This window comes from Pseudoduganella guangdongensis, from assembly GCF_009857475.1.
In the GTDB taxonomy this organism is placed as follows: domain Bacteria; phylum Pseudomonadota; class Gammaproteobacteria; order Burkholderiales; family Burkholderiaceae_D; genus Rugamonas; species Rugamonas guangdongensis.
The window spans coordinates 189,021-209,019 of the sequence record NZ_WWCJ01000005.1; the positions used below are offsets into that span (position 1 = coordinate 189,021).

19 protein-coding genes are annotated in these 19,999 nt (G+C 64.7%); 9 read left to right on the forward strand and 10 right to left on the reverse strand.

The features are described from left to right. Positions 1-210 precede the first annotated feature (210 nt). Both GTP41_RS08675 and GTP41_RS08680 read left to right on the forward strand, forming a co-directional pair. Positions 211-651 (forward strand): Lrp/AsnC family transcriptional regulator, encoded by a 441-nt coding sequence (locus GTP41_RS08675; RefSeq protein WP_161025175.1) that lies wholly within the window; start codon positions 211-213, stop codon positions 649-651. Positions 652-656: 5 nt separating this feature from the next. Next, complete coding sequence (locus tag GTP41_RS08680) at positions 657-1,334, forward strand: hypothetical protein (protein ID WP_161025176.1); 678 nt, start codon at positions 657-659, stop codon at positions 1,332-1,334. Between the two features lie 4 nt (positions 1,335-1,338). Here GTP41_RS08680 and GTP41_RS08685 read toward each other — a convergent pair whose 3' ends face one another. Genes GTP41_RS08685 through senB form a run of 3 tightly spaced genes read right to left on the reverse strand, consistent with a single transcriptional unit; the run spans position 1,339 to position 3,905 of the window. Then, positions 1,339-1,872, reverse strand: coding sequence for a hypothetical protein (locus tag GTP41_RS08685; protein WP_161025177.1), 534 nt, complete (start codon positions 1,870-1,872; stop codon positions 1,339-1,341). 3 nt (positions 1,873-1,875) lie between these two features. Further along, positions 1,876-2,925, reverse strand: coding sequence for a selenide, water dikinase SelD (gene selD / locus GTP41_RS08690; RefSeq protein ID WP_161025178.1), 1,050 nt, complete (start codon positions 2,923-2,925; stop codon positions 1,876-1,878). An 8-nt stretch (positions 2,926-2,933) separates the two neighbouring features. After that, positions 2,934-3,905: a selenoneine biosynthesis selenosugar synthase SenB gene (gene senB, locus GTP41_RS08695; protein WP_161025179.1), complete on the reverse strand. Its 972-nt coding sequence runs from the start codon at positions 3,903-3,905 to the stop codon at positions 2,934-2,936. Between the two features lie 36 nt (positions 3,906-3,941). Here senB and senA point away from each other — a divergent pair, with 36 nt between their 5' ends. Then, the gene (gene senA / locus GTP41_RS08700) at positions 3,942-5,144 is read left to right on the forward strand and encodes a selenoneine synthase SenA (RefSeq protein WP_161025180.1); all 1,203 of its coding nucleotides are present in this window, start codon (positions 3,942-3,944) and stop codon (positions 5,142-5,144) included. 85 nt (positions 5,145-5,229) lie between these two features. On the opposite strand, the gene GTP41_RS08705 is transcribed toward senA, so the two are convergent. Beyond that, complete coding sequence (locus GTP41_RS08705) at positions 5,230-7,293, reverse strand: S9 family peptidase (protein ID WP_161025181.1); 2,064 nt, start codon at positions 7,291-7,293, stop codon at positions 5,230-5,232. 76 nt (positions 7,294-7,369) lie between these two features. On the opposite strand from GTP41_RS08705, the gene GTP41_RS08710 reads away from it, so the two are divergent. The 5 genes from GTP41_RS08710 to GTP41_RS08730 are packed head-to-tail and all read left to right on the forward strand — an operon-like array spanning position 7,370 to position 13,169. Then, a complete protein-coding gene (locus tag GTP41_RS08710; protein ID WP_161025182.1) occupies positions 7,370-9,202 on the forward strand; it encodes a DUF885 domain-containing protein in 1,833 nt (610 codons plus the stop codon). A 54-nt stretch (positions 9,203-9,256) separates the two neighbouring features. After that, on the forward strand, positions 9,257-9,772 hold the full coding sequence (locus GTP41_RS08715) for a DUF2812 domain-containing protein (RefSeq protein ID WP_161025183.1): 516 nt from the start codon (positions 9,257-9,259) through the stop codon (positions 9,770-9,772). A 36-nt stretch (positions 9,773-9,808) separates the two neighbouring features. Beyond that, entirely contained in the window at positions 9,809-11,242 is a 1,434-nt protein-coding gene (locus tag GTP41_RS08720) for an alpha/beta hydrolase (protein WP_161025184.1), read from the forward strand. Positions 11,243-11,253: 11 nt separating this feature from the next. After that, on the forward strand, positions 11,254-11,988 hold the full coding sequence (locus GTP41_RS08725; protein ID WP_161025185.1) for an ABC transporter ATP-binding protein: 735 nt from the start codon (positions 11,254-11,256) through the stop codon (positions 11,986-11,988). A 20-nt stretch (positions 11,989-12,008) separates the two neighbouring features. Next, positions 12,009-13,169 carry an ABC transporter permease gene (locus GTP41_RS08730; protein WP_229502789.1) on the forward strand — a complete coding sequence of 387 codons (1,161 nt, stop codon included), beginning with the start codon at positions 12,009-12,011 and terminating at the stop codon, positions 13,167-13,169. A gap of 76 nt (positions 13,170-13,245) precedes the next feature. Here GTP41_RS08730 and GTP41_RS08735 read toward each other — a convergent pair whose 3' ends face one another. From GTP41_RS08735 to GTP41_RS08755, 5 genes are all read right to left on the reverse strand, one after another. Further along, entirely contained in the window at positions 13,246-14,478 is a 1,233-nt protein-coding gene (locus GTP41_RS08735) for a malic enzyme-like NAD(P)-binding protein (RefSeq protein WP_161025187.1), read from the reverse strand. Between the two features lie 103 nt (positions 14,479-14,581). Next, on the reverse strand, positions 14,582-15,865 hold the full coding sequence (locus GTP41_RS08740; protein WP_161025188.1) for a Glu/Leu/Phe/Val family dehydrogenase: 1,284 nt from the start codon (positions 15,863-15,865) through the stop codon (positions 14,582-14,584). 201 nt (positions 15,866-16,066) lie between these two features. Further along, on the reverse strand, positions 16,067-17,029 hold the full coding sequence (locus GTP41_RS08745; RefSeq protein WP_161025189.1) for a LysR substrate-binding domain-containing protein: 963 nt from the start codon (positions 17,027-17,029) through the stop codon (positions 16,067-16,069). 10 nt (positions 17,030-17,039) lie between these two features. Then, the gene (locus GTP41_RS08750) at positions 17,040-18,293 is read right to left on the reverse strand and encodes an MFS transporter (protein WP_161025190.1); all 1,254 of its coding nucleotides are present in this window, start codon (positions 18,291-18,293) and stop codon (positions 17,040-17,042) included. Further along, complete coding sequence (locus GTP41_RS08755) at positions 18,290-18,718, reverse strand: MarR family winged helix-turn-helix transcriptional regulator (RefSeq protein ID WP_161025191.1); 429 nt, start codon at positions 18,716-18,718, stop codon at positions 18,290-18,292. Before GTP41_RS08755 ends, GTP41_RS08750 begins: the two co-directional genes overlap by 4 nt. A 99-nt stretch (positions 18,719-18,817) precedes the next feature. On the opposite strand from GTP41_RS08755, the gene mepK reads away from it, so the two are divergent. Continuing rightward, positions 18,818-19,354: a peptidoglycan L,D-endopeptidase MepK gene (gene mepK, locus GTP41_RS08760; protein ID WP_161025192.1), complete on the forward strand. Its 537-nt coding sequence runs from the start codon at positions 18,818-18,820 to the stop codon at positions 19,352-19,354. Here mepK and GTP41_RS08765 read toward each other — a convergent pair. After that, positions 19,345-19,992 carry a M23 family metallopeptidase gene (locus GTP41_RS08765; protein ID WP_161025193.1) on the reverse strand — a complete coding sequence of 216 codons (648 nt, stop codon included), beginning with the start codon at positions 19,990-19,992 and terminating at the stop codon, positions 19,345-19,347. The genes mepK and GTP41_RS08765 overlap by 10 nt on opposite strands. Between the last annotated feature and the right edge of the window lie 7 nt (positions 19,993-19,999).

Below are 19,999 nucleotides of genomic sequence, written 5' to 3' on the forward strand. Positions count from 1 at the left end.
TACTGCAAGGGGAAATCAGGCGCGTGCCAGTAGTAGCGCCCCTAGGGATAGGGCGCCTGGCAGGTGTGCAGAGATGTGCAAATGCGAGGTCATGTCGTCCAATGTACGGTACCGGATTTGGCCTTGTCAAGGAAAAATCCTGGCGGCAATTGACGACGTTTTCGCGTTATCGGATGCTAAAATGGGCTTGTTAGCGAGGAAAATGCGTTTATGGATAAAATAGACCGAGAAATAATCGAACTTTTGCGCGATGATGCGAGGATAAGTTTTAAGGATTTAGGCGAGCGCGTCAGCCTCAGCGCCAACACGGTGGCCGACCGTGTGCGGCGTTTGGTGGCGGAAGGCGCGATCCTGGCCTTCGAAGCGCGGGTGGATCACGCCGCGCTCGGCCTGCACCTGCAAGCCTATATCGACATCAAACTGAAGTCCGGGATGAATACCCGCGAATTCGAGGAAATCGTGAAGACGATTCCCGGCGTGCTGGAAGTGGCGCTCATGACCGGCAACTACGACGGCCTGCTGCGCGTGGCCTGCCGCGACCAGGCGCATTTGCTTAGCCTGATCGACGCCCTGCGCGACCGCGCCGGCGTGCAGGACACTTATAGCCGCGTGATTCTGCACCAGACGCCGGTGCGGGCACCGTTACAATAAGCGCCATGCAAAAACTGAATACAGAACTCAAACGGCTGTACCTGGCCACGCCCGAGGCTGCAGCAGCCGGCCTGACGCGCGTCATCTCGCTGGCATTTCGCCGCTTGCCGGAGGACGCGGAGGATGGGCATTGGGAGCGCCTGTGCGTGATGGCAAATGCGTTGCAAACCGAATTGCAGCTGCCCGCGCCGGCGGTCAGTATTTCCGGGGATGGCGCCTATGGCCTGTGGTTGTCGCTGGCGCAGCCCGTGCCGCTGGCGCAGGCGCGCGAGTTCGCCGGGCTGTTGTGGAACGCGTATTGCCCGGCGCTGAAGCCGGCCGCCAATGGCTCCGCGTCTGCGCCCGCATCCGCCCTGGCGCTGCCACCGCGTCTGGACCCGGCAAGCGGGAAATGGGCCGCCTTCATCAACCCCGGCCTGGGCGCCTCCTTCGCCGGCGATGAAGGCCTCGAAATGCAGCCGCCGGAAGCAGGTCAGCTGGCCCTGCTGGAACGCCTGGAAAGCATCGCGCCGGAGCAGTTTGCCAGCGCCCTGGCCCGATTGCAGCCAGGGGGCGAAACTGCTGCCCACGCGACTCCGGCAGTTACGCAAGAAGGCTTGTTGTTGAAAGACGCCACGCTGGAGGATATCGTGAATTTCCTCCACACAAAAAATATCGAACCGACCTTCCGTTTCCTGAAATAGGCGCTTACCAGCGCATCATCGGGAGCGGATTGAGTGGATGGCGCAAGGCGCGCTTGACGCTGAGTTGCAGCAGGCGCAGGTGGAAACCGTTGTCGGGAAAGGCAGCCTGTACCTGGCGGATAAAGCTGCGCGGCAGCCCGTGGGATATGACGCCGGCAGTGACGTCGATCCAGTCGGCCTGGCGGAAGGCCTCCACCAATGCGGTGTGATGCGGCGCGCAGGCCGTGATCTTGTGGTGCAGCGCGATCATGGCGATGATTTCATCGCACCACGCGGCGTTTCCTTTGCTGGCCAACCAGTTTCGGGCCTGCTGCTCAGAGGGCGGCAAATAATCAAAGGTGTCGTGGGTCCAGATGCCGATATCGTGGAAGGCGGCGGCAATGGCCAGCTTGTCCAGTTGGGCCGGATCGCCGCCGGCCAGCGCATTGGCGAAATTGATGATGCGGTAGCAGTGGTTGCGGTACGCCGGCAAATCCTTGCCGATGGCCGGCGCGCGCTGTTCAAGCAGTTCGTCGAACAAGGCGAGCCGGGTCAGCATGGCTTAGGCCGCGACTTGGACGCGCGGCTCGCCGGCGGTCATTTCGCCGATCACGGCGGCGTGGCCGAAGCCGTGGTTGCGGAACAGGGCCAGTACTTCATCCACGCTGGCCGGGTCGCAGGAGACCAGCAGGCCGCCCGAGGTTTGCGGGTCGGTCAGCAGGGTGTGCTGCGACGGGGTGATGTTCGGCGATAGCAGCACGTCCTTGCCGTAGGCATCCCAGTTGCGGCCGGAAGCGCCGGTGAAGTAGCCGTCGTGCGCCAGCTTTTCCACGCCCGGCAGCAGCGGGATTTGCGACATATCCAGCTTGGCGGTCAGCTTGGCGCCGCGCGCCAGTTCCAGCAGGTGGCCGAGTAGGCCGAAACCGGTAACGTCGGTCAGGGCGTGCACGCCCGGCAGCTCGGACAGGGCCTTGCCCGGCTTATTCAGCTTGGTGGTGTTCTCGATCATCGCTTGGTAGCCTTCGTCGCCCAACACGCCTTTCTTTAGCGCGGCGGACAGCACGCCCACGCCCAGCGGCTTGCCCAGCACCAGCACGTCGCCGGCCTTGGCGTCGGCATTGCGCTTCACTTTGGATGGATGCACCAGGCCCAGTACCACCAGGCCGTAAATCGGCTCAACGGAGTCGATGGTGTGGCCGCCGGCGATCGGGATGCCGGCTTCGTGGCAGATCGACTCGCCGCCCTTGATGATTTTGCCGATCACCTCGAGCGGCAGTTTGTTGACCGGCATGCCGACCAGAGCCAGCGCCATGATCGGGGTGCCGCCCATGGCGTAGACGTCGGAGATGGCGTTGGTGGCGGCAATGCGGCCGAAGTCGAACGGATCATCGACGATCGGCATGAAGAAGTCGGTGGTGGCGATCAGTGCCTGCTCGTCATTCAGTTTGTAGACGGCGGCATCGTCGGCGGTTTCGATGCCGACCATCAGCTCCTTCGGCACCGGAAAGCCGTTGGTGTTTTTCAGGATCTCGGACAGCACGCCGGGCGCGATCTTGCAGCCGCAGCCGCCGCCGTGGGAGAAGGAGGTGAGTTTGATTGGTTCAGTGCTCATGATGGGGCCTATTTGTTCGTATGGAGCAGATTATCCACCAAGTCGAGCAGGGCTGCCTGCTCGGCCTCGGGCGTGAAGAGGAGGGCGCGCGCAGCGCACTGGGACTGCAATGCCGCGTACCAGGCCGGATCGGTGATGCTGCGGTCGATCAGGGCCGCCAGCGCGGCCGCGTCGCCGGGCGGGAAGTAGCCAAGATAGTCGTCGCCCAGCATGCCGCGGTTGCCGCTGATATCGCTGGCCAGCACCGGCACGCCGCTGGTCACGGCCTCGATGATGACGTTGGCACCGCCTTCCATGCGCGAGCAGATCGCCATGGCGTGCGCGTGCTTCAGGCGCTGGCGTGTTGCGGCGTGGGGCAGGGCGCCCAGCCACTGGTAGCGCGCCGGGCATGCCGCTGCCGCCGCTTCGGCCGCCTCGCCCAATGCCGGGTCCAGCACGCCACCGATGTGCAGCAGGCGCGCGCCCGGCGCGGCGACCCGCGACGCGGCGGCCATAAAGGTGCGCGGATCCTTTTCCTCGCGCAGGTGGCCGATCATCAGTATCTCGTGGCGGTGCGGCGCGACGCTGCGTGCGGCGGGCTGCAGGGCCGGTGCGGACTGGTAAATCACGTGCGCCTTGGTGCGCAGGTGCGGCGGCAGCTCCGCCATGCCGGCCGGCTGCAGCAGCACCAGCGCCGTGGCGCGTTCCAGCGAAGCCTGCGCGTCGGGGGCGATGTGGATGTCGCGATACAGGTCGGTGCCGGTCAGCACCAGGATGCTCGGGCGGTCAGGATGCTCGGCGCAGAAGCGCGCCAGCGGCGCGGCGGATCGTCGCGCGTGCAGGGCGATCAGCAGCGCCGGCGCCGGCGCCGCCCAGTCGGACGCGATGGCGGCGTCGTAACGCGCGCGCAGGAATTGCGCCCAACGGCGGGCGGTCTGCCAGTTGCCATTGTTGGCTTGGGCCAGCGCCGGGCTGACGATGCAGATAGTCTGCTTGCTCACTGGTGTTATTTACGCAAATATCGCTACAATCGACCCATGAATGCCATCCATGCCTCGTTCCGGACCGCCCGAACACAGCAACTTGCCGATGCCTTGCAGGCTGCGCGCAATTATACGCTGAGCCTTTTCGAATGCTTTGCCGCCGCCGGCCTGGATGCTGCGCAGCGTGTGCCGCAAATGCGCATCGTGAATCCACCGTTGTGGGAGCTGGGCCATACCGCCTGGTTCGCCGAATGGTTCATCCTGCGCGAAGCCGTCTCCAGCCACCCGGCGGACGCACTCTACGCCTCCTTGCTGCGCAAGGGCGACGACTGGTTCGACTCGAATATGGTGCCGCACCGCAGCCGTTGGAGCCTGGACTTGCCGAGCACCGGCGGCGTAAAGACCTACTGCCACGAAGTGCTGGACCGCGTCCTGGACAAGCTGTCGCGCGAGCCCAACACGGACGAAGCGCTGTACCCCTACCGCCTGGCGCTGGCGCACGAGGACATGCACGGCGAAGCCTTCCTCTACACGCTGCAGACCCTCGGCCTGCAGGCGCCAGCGCACCTGACACACGACGAACGCGCCGCCGGCACCCCCGGCGACATCGGCTTTCCCGGCGGCACGCTGCAGCTAGGCAGCCCGGCCGGAGCGGGCGGCTTCGTTTTCGACAACGAAAAATACGCGCACCCCTGCTACGTCGCCCCGTTCCGCATGGACGCGACCCTGGTGAGCAACGCCCAGTACGCCGATTTTGTGGAGGATGGCGGCTATGAACGCCGCGAGTATTGGAGCAATGCCGGCGCCGACTGGCTGTTGCGGCAGGAGCGTTCAGCAGCGCGCTACTGGCAGCGCGACAACGGCCAATGGCGCACCATGCGCTTCGGCCGCCTGTGCACCTTATCGGCGCACGAGCCGGTGCGCCACGTCAGCCTGTACGAAGCGCAAGCCTACTGCGCCTGGGCCAACCGCCGCCTGCCGACGGAAATGGAATGGGAGTACGCCGCCTTGCACGGCCACCCGGCGTTCCGCTGGGGCCAGCTGTGGGAGTGGACCGCATCGCCGTTCGAACCCTACCCCGGCTTCAGCGCCGACCGCTACCGCGAGTATTCGGCGCCCTGGTTCAGCACCCACCAGGTATTGCGCGGCGCGTCGTTCGCCACCCCCTCGCGCCTGGGATCGGCCAAGTTCCGCAACTTCTACCTGCCCGAACGCGACGACATCTTCAACGGTTTCCGCACCTGCGCCTTTGAATGAAATTCGGGGTCAGGTCTGACAATCGGACAAATGGTGCCCAAGGGCACCATTTGTCCGATTGTCAGACCTGACCCCGAATTGGTTTTTACTTATTCAGGTGGTCATCCAGCCAGTTGATCACGGTTTTGTGCCACATGATCGAGTTGGCTGGTTTCAGTACCCAGTGGTTTTCGTCCGGGAAGACCAGCAGCTGGGACTTGATGCCTTGGCGCTGCAGGGCGGCGAAGGTGCCCAACGCCTGGGTGGTCGGGACGCGGAAGTCCAGGTCGCCCTGGATCACCAGCATCGGGGTCTTCCACTTCGCTACATGGTGCACCGGGTTGTGCTTTTCGTAGTTCTGCGGGTTGGCGTAGTAGGTGCCGCCGTTTTCCCATTCGGTGAACCACAGTTCTTCGGTGGCGTAGGCCATGCCGCGCTGGTCGAAGATGCCGTCGTGGTTGACGATGCACTTGAAGCCGTCGCTCCAGTTACCGGCGATCCAGTTCATCATGAAGCCGCCGTAGGAGGCGCCCAGGGCGCAGGCCTTGTTCCCGTCCAGGAAGTCGTACTTGGCGACGGCTGCCGCCATGCCTTTCTGCAGGTCTTCCAGCGGCTTGCCGCCCCAGTCGCCGCTGATTGAGTCGGTGAAGGCCTGGCCGTAGCCGGTGGAGCCGTGGAAGTCGATGAAGACAGTAGCGTAGCCGGCGCCGGCGTACACCTGCGGGTTCCAGCGGTAGCTCCAGCTGTTGCCGAAGCTGCCTTGCGGGCCGCCGTGCACCAGGAAGGCGATCGGGTATTTTTTGCCCGGTTCGTAGTTCCATGGCTTCATGACGTGGCCGTACACGGTTTCGCCGTTGGCGCCCTTGTACGAGAACTGTTCGAAGTCGGCCATCTTCACGTCTTTCAGGCGTTCCGCGTTGGCCCAGGTCAGCTGGCTGCCTTTCTGCTCGGCGCCTTCGGTCTTGAACTTGACCAGCTGGGCGCCGCCGGACAGGGAGGCGTGGGCTACCACGACGGTGTCTTTCTTCACGTCGAAGTCGCCGGCATAGCCTTTGCCAGTCAGCGCGGTGACTTTGCCGGATGCGGCGTCCAGCGAGAACAGGCGGTGGTTGCCGATATCGTCGGCGTTGGCCAGCAGGGCTTTGCCGTCTTCGCGCCACTTGTAGTCGGCGATGGAGCGGTCCCAGTCCTGCGCCAGCACGCGCTTCTTACCGGTGGCCACGTCCATCAGCACCATGTGGAAGCGGTCGGCTTCAAAGCCAGGGCGCTTCATCATCAGGTAGGCCAGGGTCTTGCCGTCCGGGGAGAACGATGGTTTGGCGTCCCATGCCGGGTTTTCGCCGGTCAGGTTGCGCGGGGTGGTGCCGCCGGCGGCCGCCACTTCGTACAGGTCGAAGTTGGTGGACCAGGATTCGCTCTTGCCGGCGACGCGCGCGGCGAAGACGATCTTCTGGCCGTCCGGGCTGAACTGGTAGTCGTCAGCGCCGCCGAACGGTTTGGAATGCACGTCGGCGTCCAGCGCGCCGCTCAGGCTGACCGCTGCGCCGGCTTTGCCGCTGGCGTCGACCGGGGCCGAGTACAGCACGTTGCGGCGGCCGTCTTTCCAGGTGTCCCAGTGGCGCACGAACATGTCGTTGTACAGCATGCCAGTGGCTTTGTTCTTGGCTTTGTCGTCCAGGCGCTTCTTGGTGCAGGCCAGGTCGGCGCAGTCGCGGAATACTTCGAAGGACATGGCCAGGCGGTCGCCCTTGGGCGACAGGCGGAAGCTTTCCACGCCCACCGGGTAGTCGGTCACGCGCACCGCTTCGCCGCCGGCGCTGACCGGCAGGCGCCATACCTGGGCGGAGCCGGAACGGCCGCTCACGAAGTAGACGGCGTCGCCGGAGGCGGACCATTGCGGCTGGCTGCTGCTGGCATCGTGCTGGGTGAGCTGGACGGGCGTGGGTTTGGCCGCCTTCAGGTCGATCATCCACAGCTGCGTGATGCCGCGGTTCTTGTCCATATTGGTGGCGCGCACGGTGTACACCACGCGGCTTGCATCGGGCGACAGCGCTGGGCTGCCGACGCGGTCCATGCTCGCCAGGTCTTCGATGGTGAGGCCGCGCGGGGCGGCAACTGCACTGGTAGCTGCCGCGACGGCGGCGCCCAGTACCAGCAGGCGTAAGGTCATTCGGGATCTCCGGTCTGTTATCAAATCTGCCAGCTTGGTCGCCGGCAAACGGGGATGATACTGTAATATTTCGCGCATGGAGATCAACGCGAAAAAAATTGCGGTCTGGGGCCTGACCGGGGCTACTGCGGCCCTGTGCGCGGGTGCGGTGCTGGTGACGCAGACCTGGTATTCGAAGCCGCTCAAACTGGAGTGGTTTTATATGCGCGCCTTCGCCTCGGCCGCCTTGAAAAGCCCGGAGATGATGTCGCAACTGCGCGTGCTGCCCGGCTGGCTCGATTTCCATAGCACGCGTCTGGATGATGAGTCGCCCGGGCGCCGGCAGGAAATCCTGCAGGACATGCGCGACAACCTGGCCATGCTGGACCGCTACGACCGCAATGCGCTGGGACGCGAGGCGCAGCTGTCCTACGACACCTTGCACTACTACCTGACCAACAAGATCGAGGGCGGCCGTTTCTACCTGCACGACTTCCCGGTCAACCAGATGCACGGCCTGCAAAGCGCGCTGCCTGAATTCATGGCCGACGTGCACCAGGTCACCACGCGCGGCGAGGCCGAGGACTATATCGCCCGCCTGCACAAGTTCCCGCGCAAATTCGAGCAATTGCTTGAACTGCTGCGCGCGCAGGAGGCGGCCGGCATCCAGCCGCCGCAATTCCTGGTCGAGAAGGTGCTGCTGCAAATGCACGGCTTTGCCGGGCGGCCGGCGCGCGAGAATATGCTGTACACCAGCTTCAAGTCGAAGCTGGAGGCGATCCCGCTGGCCGATATGGATGAGAAAGTGCGCGCTGAATTGCTGCAGGGCGCGGCCGATGCAATCCAGAGGAGCGTCTATCCCGCCTACGCGGAACTGGTGCGCCATTTCGTTGCCTTGCAGGGGCGCGTCAGCCGCAACAACGGCGCCTGGTCGCTGCCGAATGGCGAGGAATACTACGCCTGGTGCGTGCGCCACCATACCTCCACCAACCTGACCCCGCAGCGCGTGCATGAACTGGGCCTGGCCGACGTGGAGCGCGTGAGCGGCATCATGGACCGCTTGCTGGCCGAGCAGGGGCTGGAGCAGGGCACGGTGGGCGAGCGCATGCAAAGCCTGATGCGCGACCCGCGCTACCGTTTCCCGGATACGGAGGAGGGCCGCAAAGCCATGCTGGCGGAGTACCGCGCCATCATGCAGGAGGCCGAGGAAAAGCTGTCCAGCGCCTTCCTCGTGCATCCGAAGACGGCGATCGAAGTGCGTCCCGCGCCGACCCAGTCGGCCGCCACCGCGCCCACCGCTTATTACATCCCCGGCGCGCTGGATGGCACGCGGCCCGGCGTGTTCTACGCGAACATGCGCTCGCTGAACGATATTCCGCGCTTCGGCATGCGCAGCACCGTGTTCCACGAAGTCATGCCGGGCCACCATTTCCAGGTATCGCTGGCGCAGGAAATGAAGGGCGTGCCTTTCTTCCGCCGCGTCATTTCCTTCTCCGCCTACCAGGAGGGCTGGGGCCTGTACGCCGAACGCCTGGCCTCGGAGATGGGCCTGACGCCGCAGCCGCTCGACCAACTGGGCCGCCTGCGCGATGAAATGATGCGCGCGGTGCGGCTGGTGGTCGATACCGGCATCCACTACAAGCGCTGGTCGCGCGAGGAGGCCATCGCGTATATGGTGGAGAACACCGGCATGGCGCCCAAGGAGGCGAGCGTCGAAGTGGAGCGCTATTTCGTCTCGCCCGGGCAGGCCCTGGCCTATAAGGTGGGCCAGCTGACCATCCTCGGCCTGCGCGAGCACGCGCGCAGGGAGCTGGGCGACAAATTCGACCTGAAGGAATTCCACCACGAGATCCTGGGCCACGGCGCCTTGCCGATGACGGTGCTGGAGCGGGTGGTGGAAGACTGGATCGCAAAACGACAAGGGCATTGACATCGTTTACTTAAATGCTAATATATCGGACATCGATATACCGATGGCCGATATATGAAGAAGCTTGTCTGGAAATTCAAATGGTTCTGGGATGACGCCGACCACACCTTCGAGCGCTGGCTGGAGCAAAAGGCGCGCGAGGGCCTGCACCTGAAGCGCGTGCACGCCATGCGCATGCTCTTCGCGTTCGAGCGCGGCCAACCCGCCGCAGTGAATTACCGCATCGACTTCCGCCTGACCCGCGCCGACGCCCATTACCTGCAGTTGTTCGAGGACGCCGGCTGGCAGCGCGTGGACGAGCAGTTGGGCTGGCAGTTCTGGCGCGCGCCGGCCGGCACCGCGCGCACGACCGAAATCTTCACCGACGCCGAGTCGATGGGGCGCAAGTACAAATACCTGATCGGGCTGTTCGTCGTGCCGCTCCTGCTGCAACTGCCGTACACGGTCAAACATCTCAGCAGCGGCAGGCCCGGTCTCATTGCCATGGTGGTCGGCCTGCATGCGCTGTGCTTCTATTGCGTGGCGCGGCTGGTCAAGCGCTTGCGAAGTTTGCGTAGTCCCGGGGCCTGATCGCCCACAACCTATTCTTACCCGAGGAGTTAACGAATGAAATTGCGAGTTTCATGGTCGGCGCTCGTCCTGACGCTGGCCGCACTGCTGGCGCTGGACGCCAAGGCGGCCGCCCAGCCTGGGCGCGGCTGTCACCTGCGCGGCAGCGAGGAATCCCTGCGCTGCCACGCTATCAATGTACCGCTCGACCCGCAGCGCAAGGAAGCGGGCCAGCTCAAGCTGCATGTGGCGGTGGCGCCGGCTTTCCGCCCGATTCCGAACAGCGATCCGGTGTTTGTGCTGGCTGGCGGCCCGGGCGAGGCCGGTTCGGACGTGGTGGCACTGCTGGAATCCACCTTCAAGCGCTTGCGCGCCACGCGCGATATCGTCTTTATCGACCAGCGCGGCACGGGCCTGTCCGGCAAGCTGCGTTGCGACGACCCGCAGCTGGACGATGCGGCCACCGAAAGCCAGATGACCGCCGCGATCGGCAAATGCCTGTCCGCGATCAAGCAGCCGCTTAACTTGTACACCACCGCCAACGCCGCCGCCGATATCGAACAGGTGCGCCTGGCGCTGGGCTATGGCAAGGTGAACATCTTCGGCGGCTCCTACGGCACCCGACTGGGGCAGCATTATGCGCGCAGTTATCCAGCCAGCGTGCGCACCCTGATCCTGGATGGCGTGGCCGCGCCGGAGCAGGTGATCCCGGCCGCCGCGCAGGATGCCCAGCAAGCCCTGGACGGTATCTTCAAACGCTGCGCCGAGGACAAGGCTTGCGCCGCGGCTTATCCGCAGCTTGCCAAGGAATTCGAGACTGTGCTGGCGCGCGTCAACGCCGGATCGGTCAAGCTGGACTTCGCCCACCCGCGCAATATGAAGCGCCTGCAGCTGCCGCTGACCAACCTGCGCTTCGTGTCGGTGATCCATTCCACGCTGTACTCGCCGCATGACAGCCAGCGCCTGCCGTACATCATCCACAACGCGTATGAAGGCAACTGGGGCCCGTTCCTGGCGCGCGCCTACGTCACCACCGACTACTCGCCGGAAGGCCTGATCGCCATGCCGCTGCACCTGGCCGTGGTCTGCAGCGAAGACATCCCGCGCCTGACCGAAGAGGCACGTGTGGCCGATGAACGCGGTTCCTTCCTGCGCGGCCACGCTGGCCGTATCGCCAGCCTGTGCCCGCTGCTGAAAGTGCCCGCCGCGCCGGCGCAGGCAGTGAGCCAGATCAGCGCGCCGACCTTGCTCCTGTCCGGCGCCCAGGACCCGGTCACGCCGCCGCGCCGCGCCGAAAGCGCCGCCAAGGCCATGAGCAAGGCCAAGCACATCGTGGTCGCCAATGCCGGCCATGGCGTGTCGCGCCTGGGCTGCGTGCCGCGCCTGATGCGCGAATTCCTCGATAAACCGGAAGCGAATGTGGACAGCAGCTGCCTGCGCGAGATCGCACCGATCCCGTTCCAGCTTGGCCACGCCGGCGCCAAACCCTGAAAGGACGCAAGATGATCCACGTAGAAGACGTACATAAGAGCTTTGGCGATTTCGCTGCGCTGGCGGGCGTCAGCTTCACCGTGGCCGACGGCCGCGCCACCGCGCTGCTCGGCCCGAACGGCGCCGGCAAGACCACGCTGATGCGCACCCTGGTTGGGCTGCTCAAACGCGACCGGGGCTCGGTCAGCATCGACGGCGTCGATCCGGATAAGGACCCGATGGGCGCGCGCCGCAGCATCGGCCTGTTGACCGACCAATTCGGCCTGTACGAACGCCTGACCACGCGCGAATACCTGGAGTATTTCGGCCAGATCAACCGCATGGACAAAGCCGCCATCAAGCAGCGCATCGAGGAAGTGACCGAGCTGCTCGGCCTGGGCGAGTTCCTGGAGCGTAACTGCAAGGGCTTCTCGCAAGGCCAGCGCATCAAGGTGGCCCTGGCGCGCACCTTGCTGCACCGCCCGCGCAACCTGCTGCTGGACGAACCGACCCGCGGCCTGGACGTGATGAGCACGCGCGCCCTGCGCCGCGCCCTGACCAAGCTGCGCGAGGAGGGCTGCTGCATCATCCTGGCCACCCACGTCATGCAGGAGGTGACGCATTTGTGCGACGACGTGATCGTGATCGCGAACGGCAAAACGGTAGCGCAGGGCACTCCGCTGCAGCTTTGTGAACAAACTGGTATCGCCAACCTGGAAGACGCTTTCGTCCACCTGGTCGGCACGGAAGAGGGGATCGCAGCATGATGCCGCAATTTTTAGTCGTAATGAAAAAAGAGCTGGTCGAGGCGATCCGCGACAAGCGCACCCTGAACATGCTGCTGATGTTCGTGTTCATGTATCCCGCCATGGTCGGCTTCATGCTGCACATGCAGATCAAGCGCGGCACCAGCACCGAGAAGGTCGGCATCGACATGGTGGTGGTGGGCGCGGCGCAGGCGCCCAACCTGGTCAACTACCTGACCCAGAAAAACGTCAACGTCACGCCGAAAGAGAGCATGAGCGAGGCCGACATCGCCAAGCTGCTGAGCGAGAAGAAGACTGCCGCCGTGCTGAAACTGGGCGAGAAGTTCAGCGAATACTACGAAGACCTGCGCCCGGCGCCGCTGGAGCTGTGGTTCGATTCCTCGGTGGAGAAAGCGTCCCAGCGGCGCGAGCTGGAAACCATGCTGCGCGAATACGGCAACGGCATCGCAGGCGCGCGCCTGCTGGCGCACGGCGTTTCGCCGGCCACGCTGTCGCCGCTTGCGCTGCAACGCTACGACACGGCGGATAGCACGACGCGCTCCAATACCCGCATCGGCATGTTCCTCGGCATGTTCTTTGTACCGGCCTGCATCTTCGGCCTGGCGGCGGCGATCGACAGCACCGCCGGCGAACGCGAACGCCGCTCGCTGGAAGTGCTGATCTCGCAGCCGATGCGCGCTTTCGACCTGGTGGCCGGCAAGTGGCTGGCGGCATCCGCGCTGGCGGCGATCGGCCTGGCGTTTGAGCTGGGGGTGGCGCACGCGGTGCTGAAATACCTGCCGCTGGAAGAAATCGGCCTGTCGTGGCGTGTGGATATCCCGATGCTGCTGCTGGTGATTGCCACCGCGATTCCGCTGTGCCTGATGATTGGCGCGCTGCAGGTGGCGATGGCGATGAATTCGCGCACTTTCAAGGAAGCGCAGGCCACGGCGGGTATCGTGACCTTCATCCCGATGCTGCCGGTGTTTATCGTGCCGGCGCTGGACCTGACCACCAAGGACTGGATGTACGCGGTGCCGCTGCTGGGCAACCAGACCATGTTCCAGGCCATGGCCACCGGCCAGTCGCTGGGCGTGATGCCCTACCTGCTGGCCTGCGCCTTGCCGCTGGTGCTGGCGTTTGCGGCGGTCGCTTTCGCAACGCGCCGCATGTCGAGCGAGAAGTACGTGCTGGGCGTGTAATGTTGCAGAAAAAATGGGGACGTACCCCATTTTTTCGCGCAGCGAAAAATGGGGTACGTCCCCATTTTTTACTCGGTTACAGCAGGTGCTTGCCGAGCGCTTCCAGGCGCTCGAAGTAGGCGGTCATGTCCAGCTCTTTGCGGGCCACGCCGCTGCGCATGGCGGCTTGGGCGATCTTCGGCGTGACGGTCGGCAGCAGGCGGTCGTCCAGCAGGCCTGGCACCACGTAGTCTTTGCCGAAGCGGGCATCGCTGCGCGCCAGGCCGGCCAGGGCGGTCACGCAGGCGCGCTTCATTTCCTGGTTGATGGTGGTGGCGCCGGTGTCCAGCGCGGCGCGGAACAGGTAGGGGAAGCACAGCGCGTTGTTGATCTGGTTCGGGTAGTCCGAACGGCCGGTGGCGATGATCGCGTCCGGCGCCACTTCACGCACCAGTTCCGGGCGCAGTTCCGGTTCCGGATTGGCCAGGGTGAAGACGATCGGCTGCTTGGTCATGCGCTGCACGTCGGCTTGCGACAGCACGCCAGGACCGGAGACGCCCAGGAAGACGTCGGCGCCCTCCATCACGTCGGACAGGGTGGTGGCGCTGGTGTCCTGCGCCCAGTCGGCTTTCTCGCCGCTCAGGTTGCGCGCCTTGGACAGCACGCCTTTCGAGTCGCAGACGAAGATATTCTCGCGGCGCGCGCCGATATCCACCAGCAGTTCCAGGCAGGCGATGGCCGCCGCACCGGCGCCGGAGCACACGATCTTCACGTTGGCGATATCGCGGCCGGTCATCTCCACTGCGTTCAGCATGCCGGCGCCGACCACGATGGCGGTGCCGTGCTGGTCGTCGTGGAACACCGGGATGCTCAGGCGTTCGCGCAGCTTGCGCTCGATGTAGAAGCACTCCGGCGCTTTGATGTCTTCCAGATTGATGCCGCCGAAGGTAGGGTGCATGGCGGCGATGATGTCGACCAGCTTGTCCGGATCGGTTTCGTCCAGTTCGATATCGAAGGAATCGATGCCGGCGAATTTCTTGAACAGGATGGACTTGCCTTCCATGACCGGTTTGCCGGCCAGCGCGCCGATATTGCCCAGGCCCAGAACGGCGCTGCCGTTGGTGATGACGGCGACCAGGTTGCCCTTGGCGGTGTACTCATACGCCAGCGCCGGATCGCGCGCGATTTCCATGCAAGGCGCGGCTACGCCGGGCGAGTAGGCCAGGGCCAGGTCGTCCTGGTTGGCGACGCTTTTGGTCACGGCAATGGCCACTTTGCCGGGGCTGCCGGCCTTGTGGTATTCCAGTGCCTTTTGTTCAAGACTGCTCATACTGCTTCTCCTTTTGTTCTGCGAAAAACGCCCGCTACAGGCCTTGCGGCCGGTGCGGGCGTATGCTGCTGGGCGCTACGCGGGCGCCCGGCTTGCTATGTGATTATGGGTACAGGCCACGAACTTCGCGGGCAGCCAGCACGCGGGTGCATGCCAGGATGAAGGTTGCGGTACGCAGCGAAACCTTCTTCTCTTGCGACACTTCCCACACGGAGTTGAATGCGTCCTGCATGATGCGGGTCAGGCGGGCGTTGATCTCTTCCTCGCTCCAGAAGAAGGAGGAGAAGTCCTGCACCCACTCAAAGTACGATACGGTCACGCCGCCGGCGTTGCACAGCACGTCCGGAACGATCAGGATGTCTTTTTCGTTCAGGATGTCGTCCGCTTCCGGAGTGGTCGGGCCGTTGGCGCCTTCCAGGATGATCTTGGTGCGGATCTGGCCGGCGTTCTTGGCGGTGATCTGCTGTTCCAGCGCTGCCGGAACCAGGATGTCGGACTCGATGCCCCAGAAGGAATCGCGGTCCTGGGTTGCTTCCGCACCGGCGAAGCCAGCGACGCCGCCGGTTTCCGCTACGTGCTTGTGCAGTTCAGCCACGTTCAGGCCGCCCTGGTGCACCACGGTGCCGGTGTGATCCTGCACGGCGATGATCTTGGCGCCAGCGTCAGCGAACATGTTGGCAGCGATGCCGCCCACGTTGCCGAAGCCCTGGATGGCGATGCGTGCGCCCTGGATGGCGACGCCGCGCTTGGCTGCCGCTTCACGGCCGGTCACGAACACGCCGCGGCCGGTTGCTTCGCGACGGCCCAGCGAGCCGCCCATCGAGATTGGCTTGCCGGTAACCACGCCGGTCGACAGGTTACCTTCGATCATGGCGTAGGAGTCCATCATCCATGCCATCACCTGTTCGTTGGTGTTGACGTCCGGTGCCGGGATATCCTTGGTCGGGCCGATGATCAGGCTGATCTCGCTGGTGTAGCGGCGGGTCAGGCGCTGCAGTTCGCCTTTGGACAGGGTCTTAGGGTCGACACGGATGCCGCCCTTTGCGCCACCGTATGGCACGTTGACGGCGGCGTTTTTCACCGTCATCCATGCCGAAAGAGCCATCACTTCGGACAGGGTCACGTCCTGGTGGAAGCGCACGCCGCCTTTACCTGGGCCGCGCGACATATTGTGTTGCACGCGGTAGCCCTCGTAGTGGGCAATGGTACCGTCATCACGCTCGATCGGCACGTCGACAACCAGGATGCGCTTTGGACGCTTCAGGGTTTCCACCCAGCGGGACAGGCCGCCCAGGTGAGGAGTGACGCGGTCGATCTGTTTCAGGTACTGGCCCCATGGACCGAGATCGTCGGCGTTGAGGTAGGAAGGCAAGGCGTGGTTGGTCATTGTGTGACTCGCTTGAGTTGTTCGGTAACGCGGCGAATATTATTCCTGTGCAATTCCCGAGGCCAATGCCGAGTGCGCATCCGGTTATGCAAAATTTGCATAACCTTGGTTTTGGTAGTGGAACTACAACCCCGCTAACCCCGGTAAACCTGGGTCAGACCCAAGGGTCTGACCCTTGGGTCTGACCCGGGTTTACCGGGGTTAGCGGTCCGAAGCCGGCAGCCGCCGCTTCGCCGATGCCGGTTTCTGGCGCTCGGCCAAATGCTCCCACAGCCGCCCCACGATCGCCTTCCCCGGCCGCTGCGCGCTCGGCCGCTCACGATACAGCCGGATCTCCATCTCGATCCCCCACTCAGCGCGCCCGCCATCGGCCGGCGCCAGCTGCTTCTGCTTGACCTCCCGCGTCACCGCCGACTCAGGCAAAAACGCGATCCCGCGCCCCTCCAGTGCCATCATCTTCAACCCTTCCGCCATATCGGTTTCGTAGTGGGTCTCAAAATGCAGCGACTGCTTCGCATCCGACATCACCAAGTCAACCATGCGCCCCAGGTACGCATTGGTGGTGTAGGAAAGGAAGGGCAGCGGCGCCGCCTTCCGGCCCGGCAGCGCAAACTCCGGCTGCTTCGCCTTATCGCAGCGCGCATACGCACGCAGCGCCTCGCGCCCCAGCACCAGCATGTCGTAGCGCCCCGGGTCCAGCTGCACCGGCTGGCGCGGATGGTGGTAGCACAGCAGCAGGTCGCAACCGCCTTCCACCAGCTGCAGCACCGCATCGTGCACGTTCAGCGCCATCAGGCGCGAATTGATCGGCGCGAAGTCCTCCTCCAGCTGCGTGATCCACTTCGGCACAAAGGTCAGCGACAAGGTGTGCGGCACCGCCAGGTCGATACTGTTCTGCGCCGCCGCCCGTTTGCCGCGCAACAGCTCGCGCACGCCGTTGATCTGGCTAAGCATTTCCAGCGCCTGCTCGTAGAACACCAGCCCGGCCGGCGTCACGCGCGTCGGGTAGGAGGTGCGGTCGATCAGGTCCATGCCGAGCCAGTTCTCGAGCGACTGGATGCGCCGCGAGAACGCCGGCTGCGTCACGTGGCGCAGCTGCGCCGAGCGGCTGAAACTATTCGTTTCCACCAGCGAGATAAAGTCTTCAAGCCATTTGGTTTCCATGGTCGCAATCCTAAGCGGTAACGATGCGGCGCATCGGGGTAAACAACAGCGCGAGCGTAGCGCAAAGCACCAGCACGGCGCCAGCGCCGGCGAACATTTGCGGCAGCGTCACATGCAGCATGATCCAGCCGGTGGCGGCGGACGACAGCGGCGCCAGGCCGAACAGGATGAACATGAAGATGCTCATGGTGCGCCCCATCATCTGCGGCTGTACGCGTTTTTGTATCCAGGTGAAGACCGCCACCTGCACCAGCCCCACCAGCGCGCCGAGGGACAGCAGCAGCACGCCGCCTTGCCAGGCCGCCGTGATCAGACCGAGCGGAATGACCAGCAAGCCCGCCATGGCGTCCACGCCCAAGGCCAGCAGGCCAATGCGCAGCGGCTTGCCGGCATGGCGTTTCGCGCTCATGCCGGAGAAGGCCATCCCCGCCAGCATGCCTGCGCCGTGCGCCGCCATCAGCATGCCGAAAGCGGAGCCGTCGTGCAGGCGCTCTTTGGCCAGCACCGGCAACGCCACCTGCATGGTTCCGCCGATCAGTACCGAGACCAGGCCCCAATAGGCGAAGCAGGTGCGCATTTCCACGTCGCGCCAGACCGCGAGCAAGCCTTCGCCGACGGCGCGCAAGACATTGTGCACTACCGCTTGCGGGGCGCCGGGCAACGGCGCCACCTTCGACAAGGTCCACGCGGAGACGAGGAAGGTGAGGCTGTCGAAGGCGAACGCCAGGCCCAGTGCGAACATGCCGCTTGGCCCGCCGCCTGCATGGCCGCCCATAGCCAGCAGCAGCGCGGCCAGCAACGGACCCGCCAGCATGCCGACCTGGCGCACGCCCATCAGGGCGCCGTTCGCCGCCTGCAGCAATTCCGGGGGAATGGCGCGCGGCATGATCGAGGAGCCCGAGGGATAGGCAAAGGCCTGCGCCAGGCCGATGCCGAGCGAGAGCGCGTACACCAGCGGCAGCGTGGCGGCACCGGCCAGGGTCAGCGCCGCCAGAGCGCCCAGCAGCAAAGCGCTGGCGTACTTGGTCAGCATGAAGACGCGCTGCGGCGAATAGCGGTCGACCAGCGCGCCGCCAAGCAGGATGAATATCGCGCGCGGCGCACCCAGCAAGGCCAGCACCAGGCCGAGCGAGAGCGGGTCGCCGGTCAGCATCAGTACCAGCCAGGGCAGGGCGATCAGGGTGAACTGGTCGCCCAGCATGGAGAGGATGCCGCCCGCCATCAGCCAGCGGAAATTGGCATTGGTTTTCAGGCTGGGCCTCATTGCTTGTGACCTGTCAGGTTGGCCAGCACCGCGTTCAGCGGCGCCAGCTCCTCATCGCTGGAATGGCGCATCAGGTCGGCCGCGTATTCGGCGGCGGTGCGCTGGGCGTTATCCAGCAGCGCGTGGCCGGCGGCGGTGATGACGGCGTAGCCGACGCGCGCATCGCGTTCGTCGGCCTGGCGCGCCACCCAGCCGGTTTTCTCCAGCGGCAGCAGGGTGCGCGTCACGCCGGATGCGGTCAGCCCCAGGCGCTCGGCCAGGTCAACGCGGCGCAGGCGACCGCCCGGCGCGTTGGCCAGGCTTTGCAGCAGGGTGAAGTCGCTGAAACTCAGGCCGTGGTGGCCGCCCAGGACCGTATCCAGGCGGCGGATGATGGTGGCGTGGGCGCGCGCCAGGCGCAGGCAAAACTCGAGTGCGTTATCCATGACTATTCATTGAAAAGTGCTTGAGTGGTCAAGTATATAGAAACTTCTTTCCGCGCGCCATAAAAACATGGAATCGGCGTCAGCGGTAAGCTGGAAGCTATGAACCAACGCCGATCCTTCCTCAAGAGTTCCGTCGCCGTGGCCTCGGCCTTGGCCCTGCCGTCCATGGCCCGCGCCGCCATTGCCGCGCCGCACGAGCGCAGCCTGCGCTTTTACAACACGCATACCGGCGAGACTTTGCGCACCATGTTCTGGGCGGATGGCCAGTTCATTCCGGAGGCGCTGCAGGACATCAACCGCCTGCTGCGCGACCACCGCAACGACAAGGTGGCGCCGATCGATACCGAACTGCTGCTCCTGCTGGACCGCGTCAGCGCCCAGTTCAGCAACCATGAAGTGATCCATGTGATTTCGGGCTATCGCTCGCCGGAGAGCAACCGCAAGCTGGCGGAGGCCAGCGGCGGGGTGGCGAAGCACAGCATGCACCTGGAAGGGAAGGCGATCGATGTGCGCATCCCCGGGCGTGAGTTGGGGCGCCTGCACAAGGCGGCCCTGGCGCTCAAGGGCGGCGGCGTGGGTTACTACCCGACCTCACAGTTCGTGCATCTGGACACGGGGCGCGTGCGTCACTGGTAACCAAGCAGCGGGTAGGGATTGATTGGTTTGCCCTGCCACCAGTTCTTTTCCGGTCCCAGCTCATACATGGCGAAGTGCAGGTGCGGCGTGGCCGGATCGGCATTGCCGGTGGCGCCGACGTAGCCGATGACATCGCCGCGCCGCACGTGCTGGCCTTCGATGAGCGTGTCCGCATAGCGCTCCAGGTGGGCATAGTAGTAGGAGTATTTTTCGCTGGGGTCGAACTGGTAGATGGTCAGACCGCCCGGCTTGCTGTTGAACAGCTTAACCACGCGCCCGTCCGCCACCGCATGGACGGGCGTGCCGGCCGGCGCCACGATGTCGAGCGCTTCATGCATCCGTTCATCGCCGCGCGGCTGGCTGTAGGTGTCGCGGAGTTGCGCCGGTTTCACGCCGGCCACGGGGATCAGCAGGGACGTGCCGCCGCCGCTGCTTTCCGCCACGTGCATGCCGGCCAGCGCGTCGCCGGATGCCTTGCCGGCGCCGGCGACGCGCGGTTTGCTGTCGCCCGTTTCCGCAGCACTGATGGCCGCTGTTTTTGGGCTGTCGAGCGGCACGCGGCTAAGCAGCAGCAACGTCCCTGCCGAGCCCAGTACGATGCCGACCACCAGTGTCCCGAATATACCCAAAGGCCTCATGGCGCGC

Excerpts from the sequence above, each read along its gene's own strand:
- GTP41_RS08675 (WP_161025175.1), top strand. The coding sequence starts at position 211 with ATGGATAAAATAGACCGAGAAATAATCGAACTTTTGCGCGATGATGCG.
- GTP41_RS08680 (WP_161025176.1), top strand. The coding sequence starts at position 657 with ATGCAAAAACTGAATACAGAACTCAAACGGCTGTACCTGGCCACGCCC.
- GTP41_RS08685 (WP_161025177.1), bottom strand. The coding sequence starts at position 1,872 with ATGCTGACCCGGCTCGCCTTGTTCGACGAACTGCTTGAACAGCGCGCG.
- selD (WP_161025178.1), bottom strand. The coding sequence starts at position 2,925 with ATGAGCACTGAACCAATCAAACTCACCTCCTTCTCCCACGGCGGCGGC.
- senA (WP_161025180.1), top strand. The coding sequence starts at position 3,942 with ATGAATGCCATCCATGCCTCGTTCCGGACCGCCCGAACACAGCAACTT.
- GTP41_RS08705 (WP_161025181.1), bottom strand. The coding sequence starts at position 7,293 with ATGACCTTACGCCTGCTGGTACTGGGCGCCGCCGTCGCGGCAGCTACC.
- GTP41_RS08710 (WP_161025182.1), top strand. The coding sequence starts at position 7,370 with ATGGAGATCAACGCGAAAAAAATTGCGGTCTGGGGCCTGACCGGGGCT.
- GTP41_RS08715 (WP_161025183.1), top strand. The coding sequence starts at position 9,257 with ATGAAGAAGCTTGTCTGGAAATTCAAATGGTTCTGGGATGACGCCGAC.
- GTP41_RS08720 (WP_161025184.1), top strand. The coding sequence starts at position 9,809 with ATGAAATTGCGAGTTTCATGGTCGGCGCTCGTCCTGACGCTGGCCGCA.
- GTP41_RS08725 (WP_161025185.1), top strand. The coding sequence starts at position 11,254 with ATGATCCACGTAGAAGACGTACATAAGAGCTTTGGCGATTTCGCTGCG.
- GTP41_RS08730 (WP_229502789.1), top strand. The coding sequence starts at position 12,009 with ATGAAAAAAGAGCTGGTCGAGGCGATCCGCGACAAGCGCACCCTGAAC.
- GTP41_RS08735 (WP_161025187.1), bottom strand. The coding sequence starts at position 14,478 with ATGAGCAGTCTTGAACAAAAGGCACTGGAATACCACAAGGCCGGCAGC.
- GTP41_RS08740 (WP_161025188.1), bottom strand. The coding sequence starts at position 15,865 with ATGACCAACCACGCCTTGCCTTCCTACCTCAACGCCGACGATCTCGGT.
- GTP41_RS08745 (WP_161025189.1), bottom strand. The coding sequence starts at position 17,029 with ATGGAAACCAAATGGCTTGAAGACTTTATCTCGCTGGTGGAAACGAAT.
- GTP41_RS08750 (WP_161025190.1), bottom strand. The coding sequence starts at position 18,293 with ATGAGGCCCAGCCTGAAAACCAATGCCAATTTCCGCTGGCTGATGGCG.
- GTP41_RS08755 (WP_161025191.1), bottom strand. The coding sequence starts at position 18,718 with ATGGATAACGCACTCGAGTTTTGCCTGCGCCTGGCGCGCGCCCACGCC.
- mepK (WP_161025192.1), top strand. The coding sequence starts at position 18,818 with ATGAACCAACGCCGATCCTTCCTCAAGAGTTCCGTCGCCGTGGCCTCG.
- GTP41_RS08765 (WP_161025193.1), bottom strand. The coding sequence starts at position 19,992 with ATGAGGCCTTTGGGTATATTCGGGACACTGGTGGTCGGCATCGTACTG.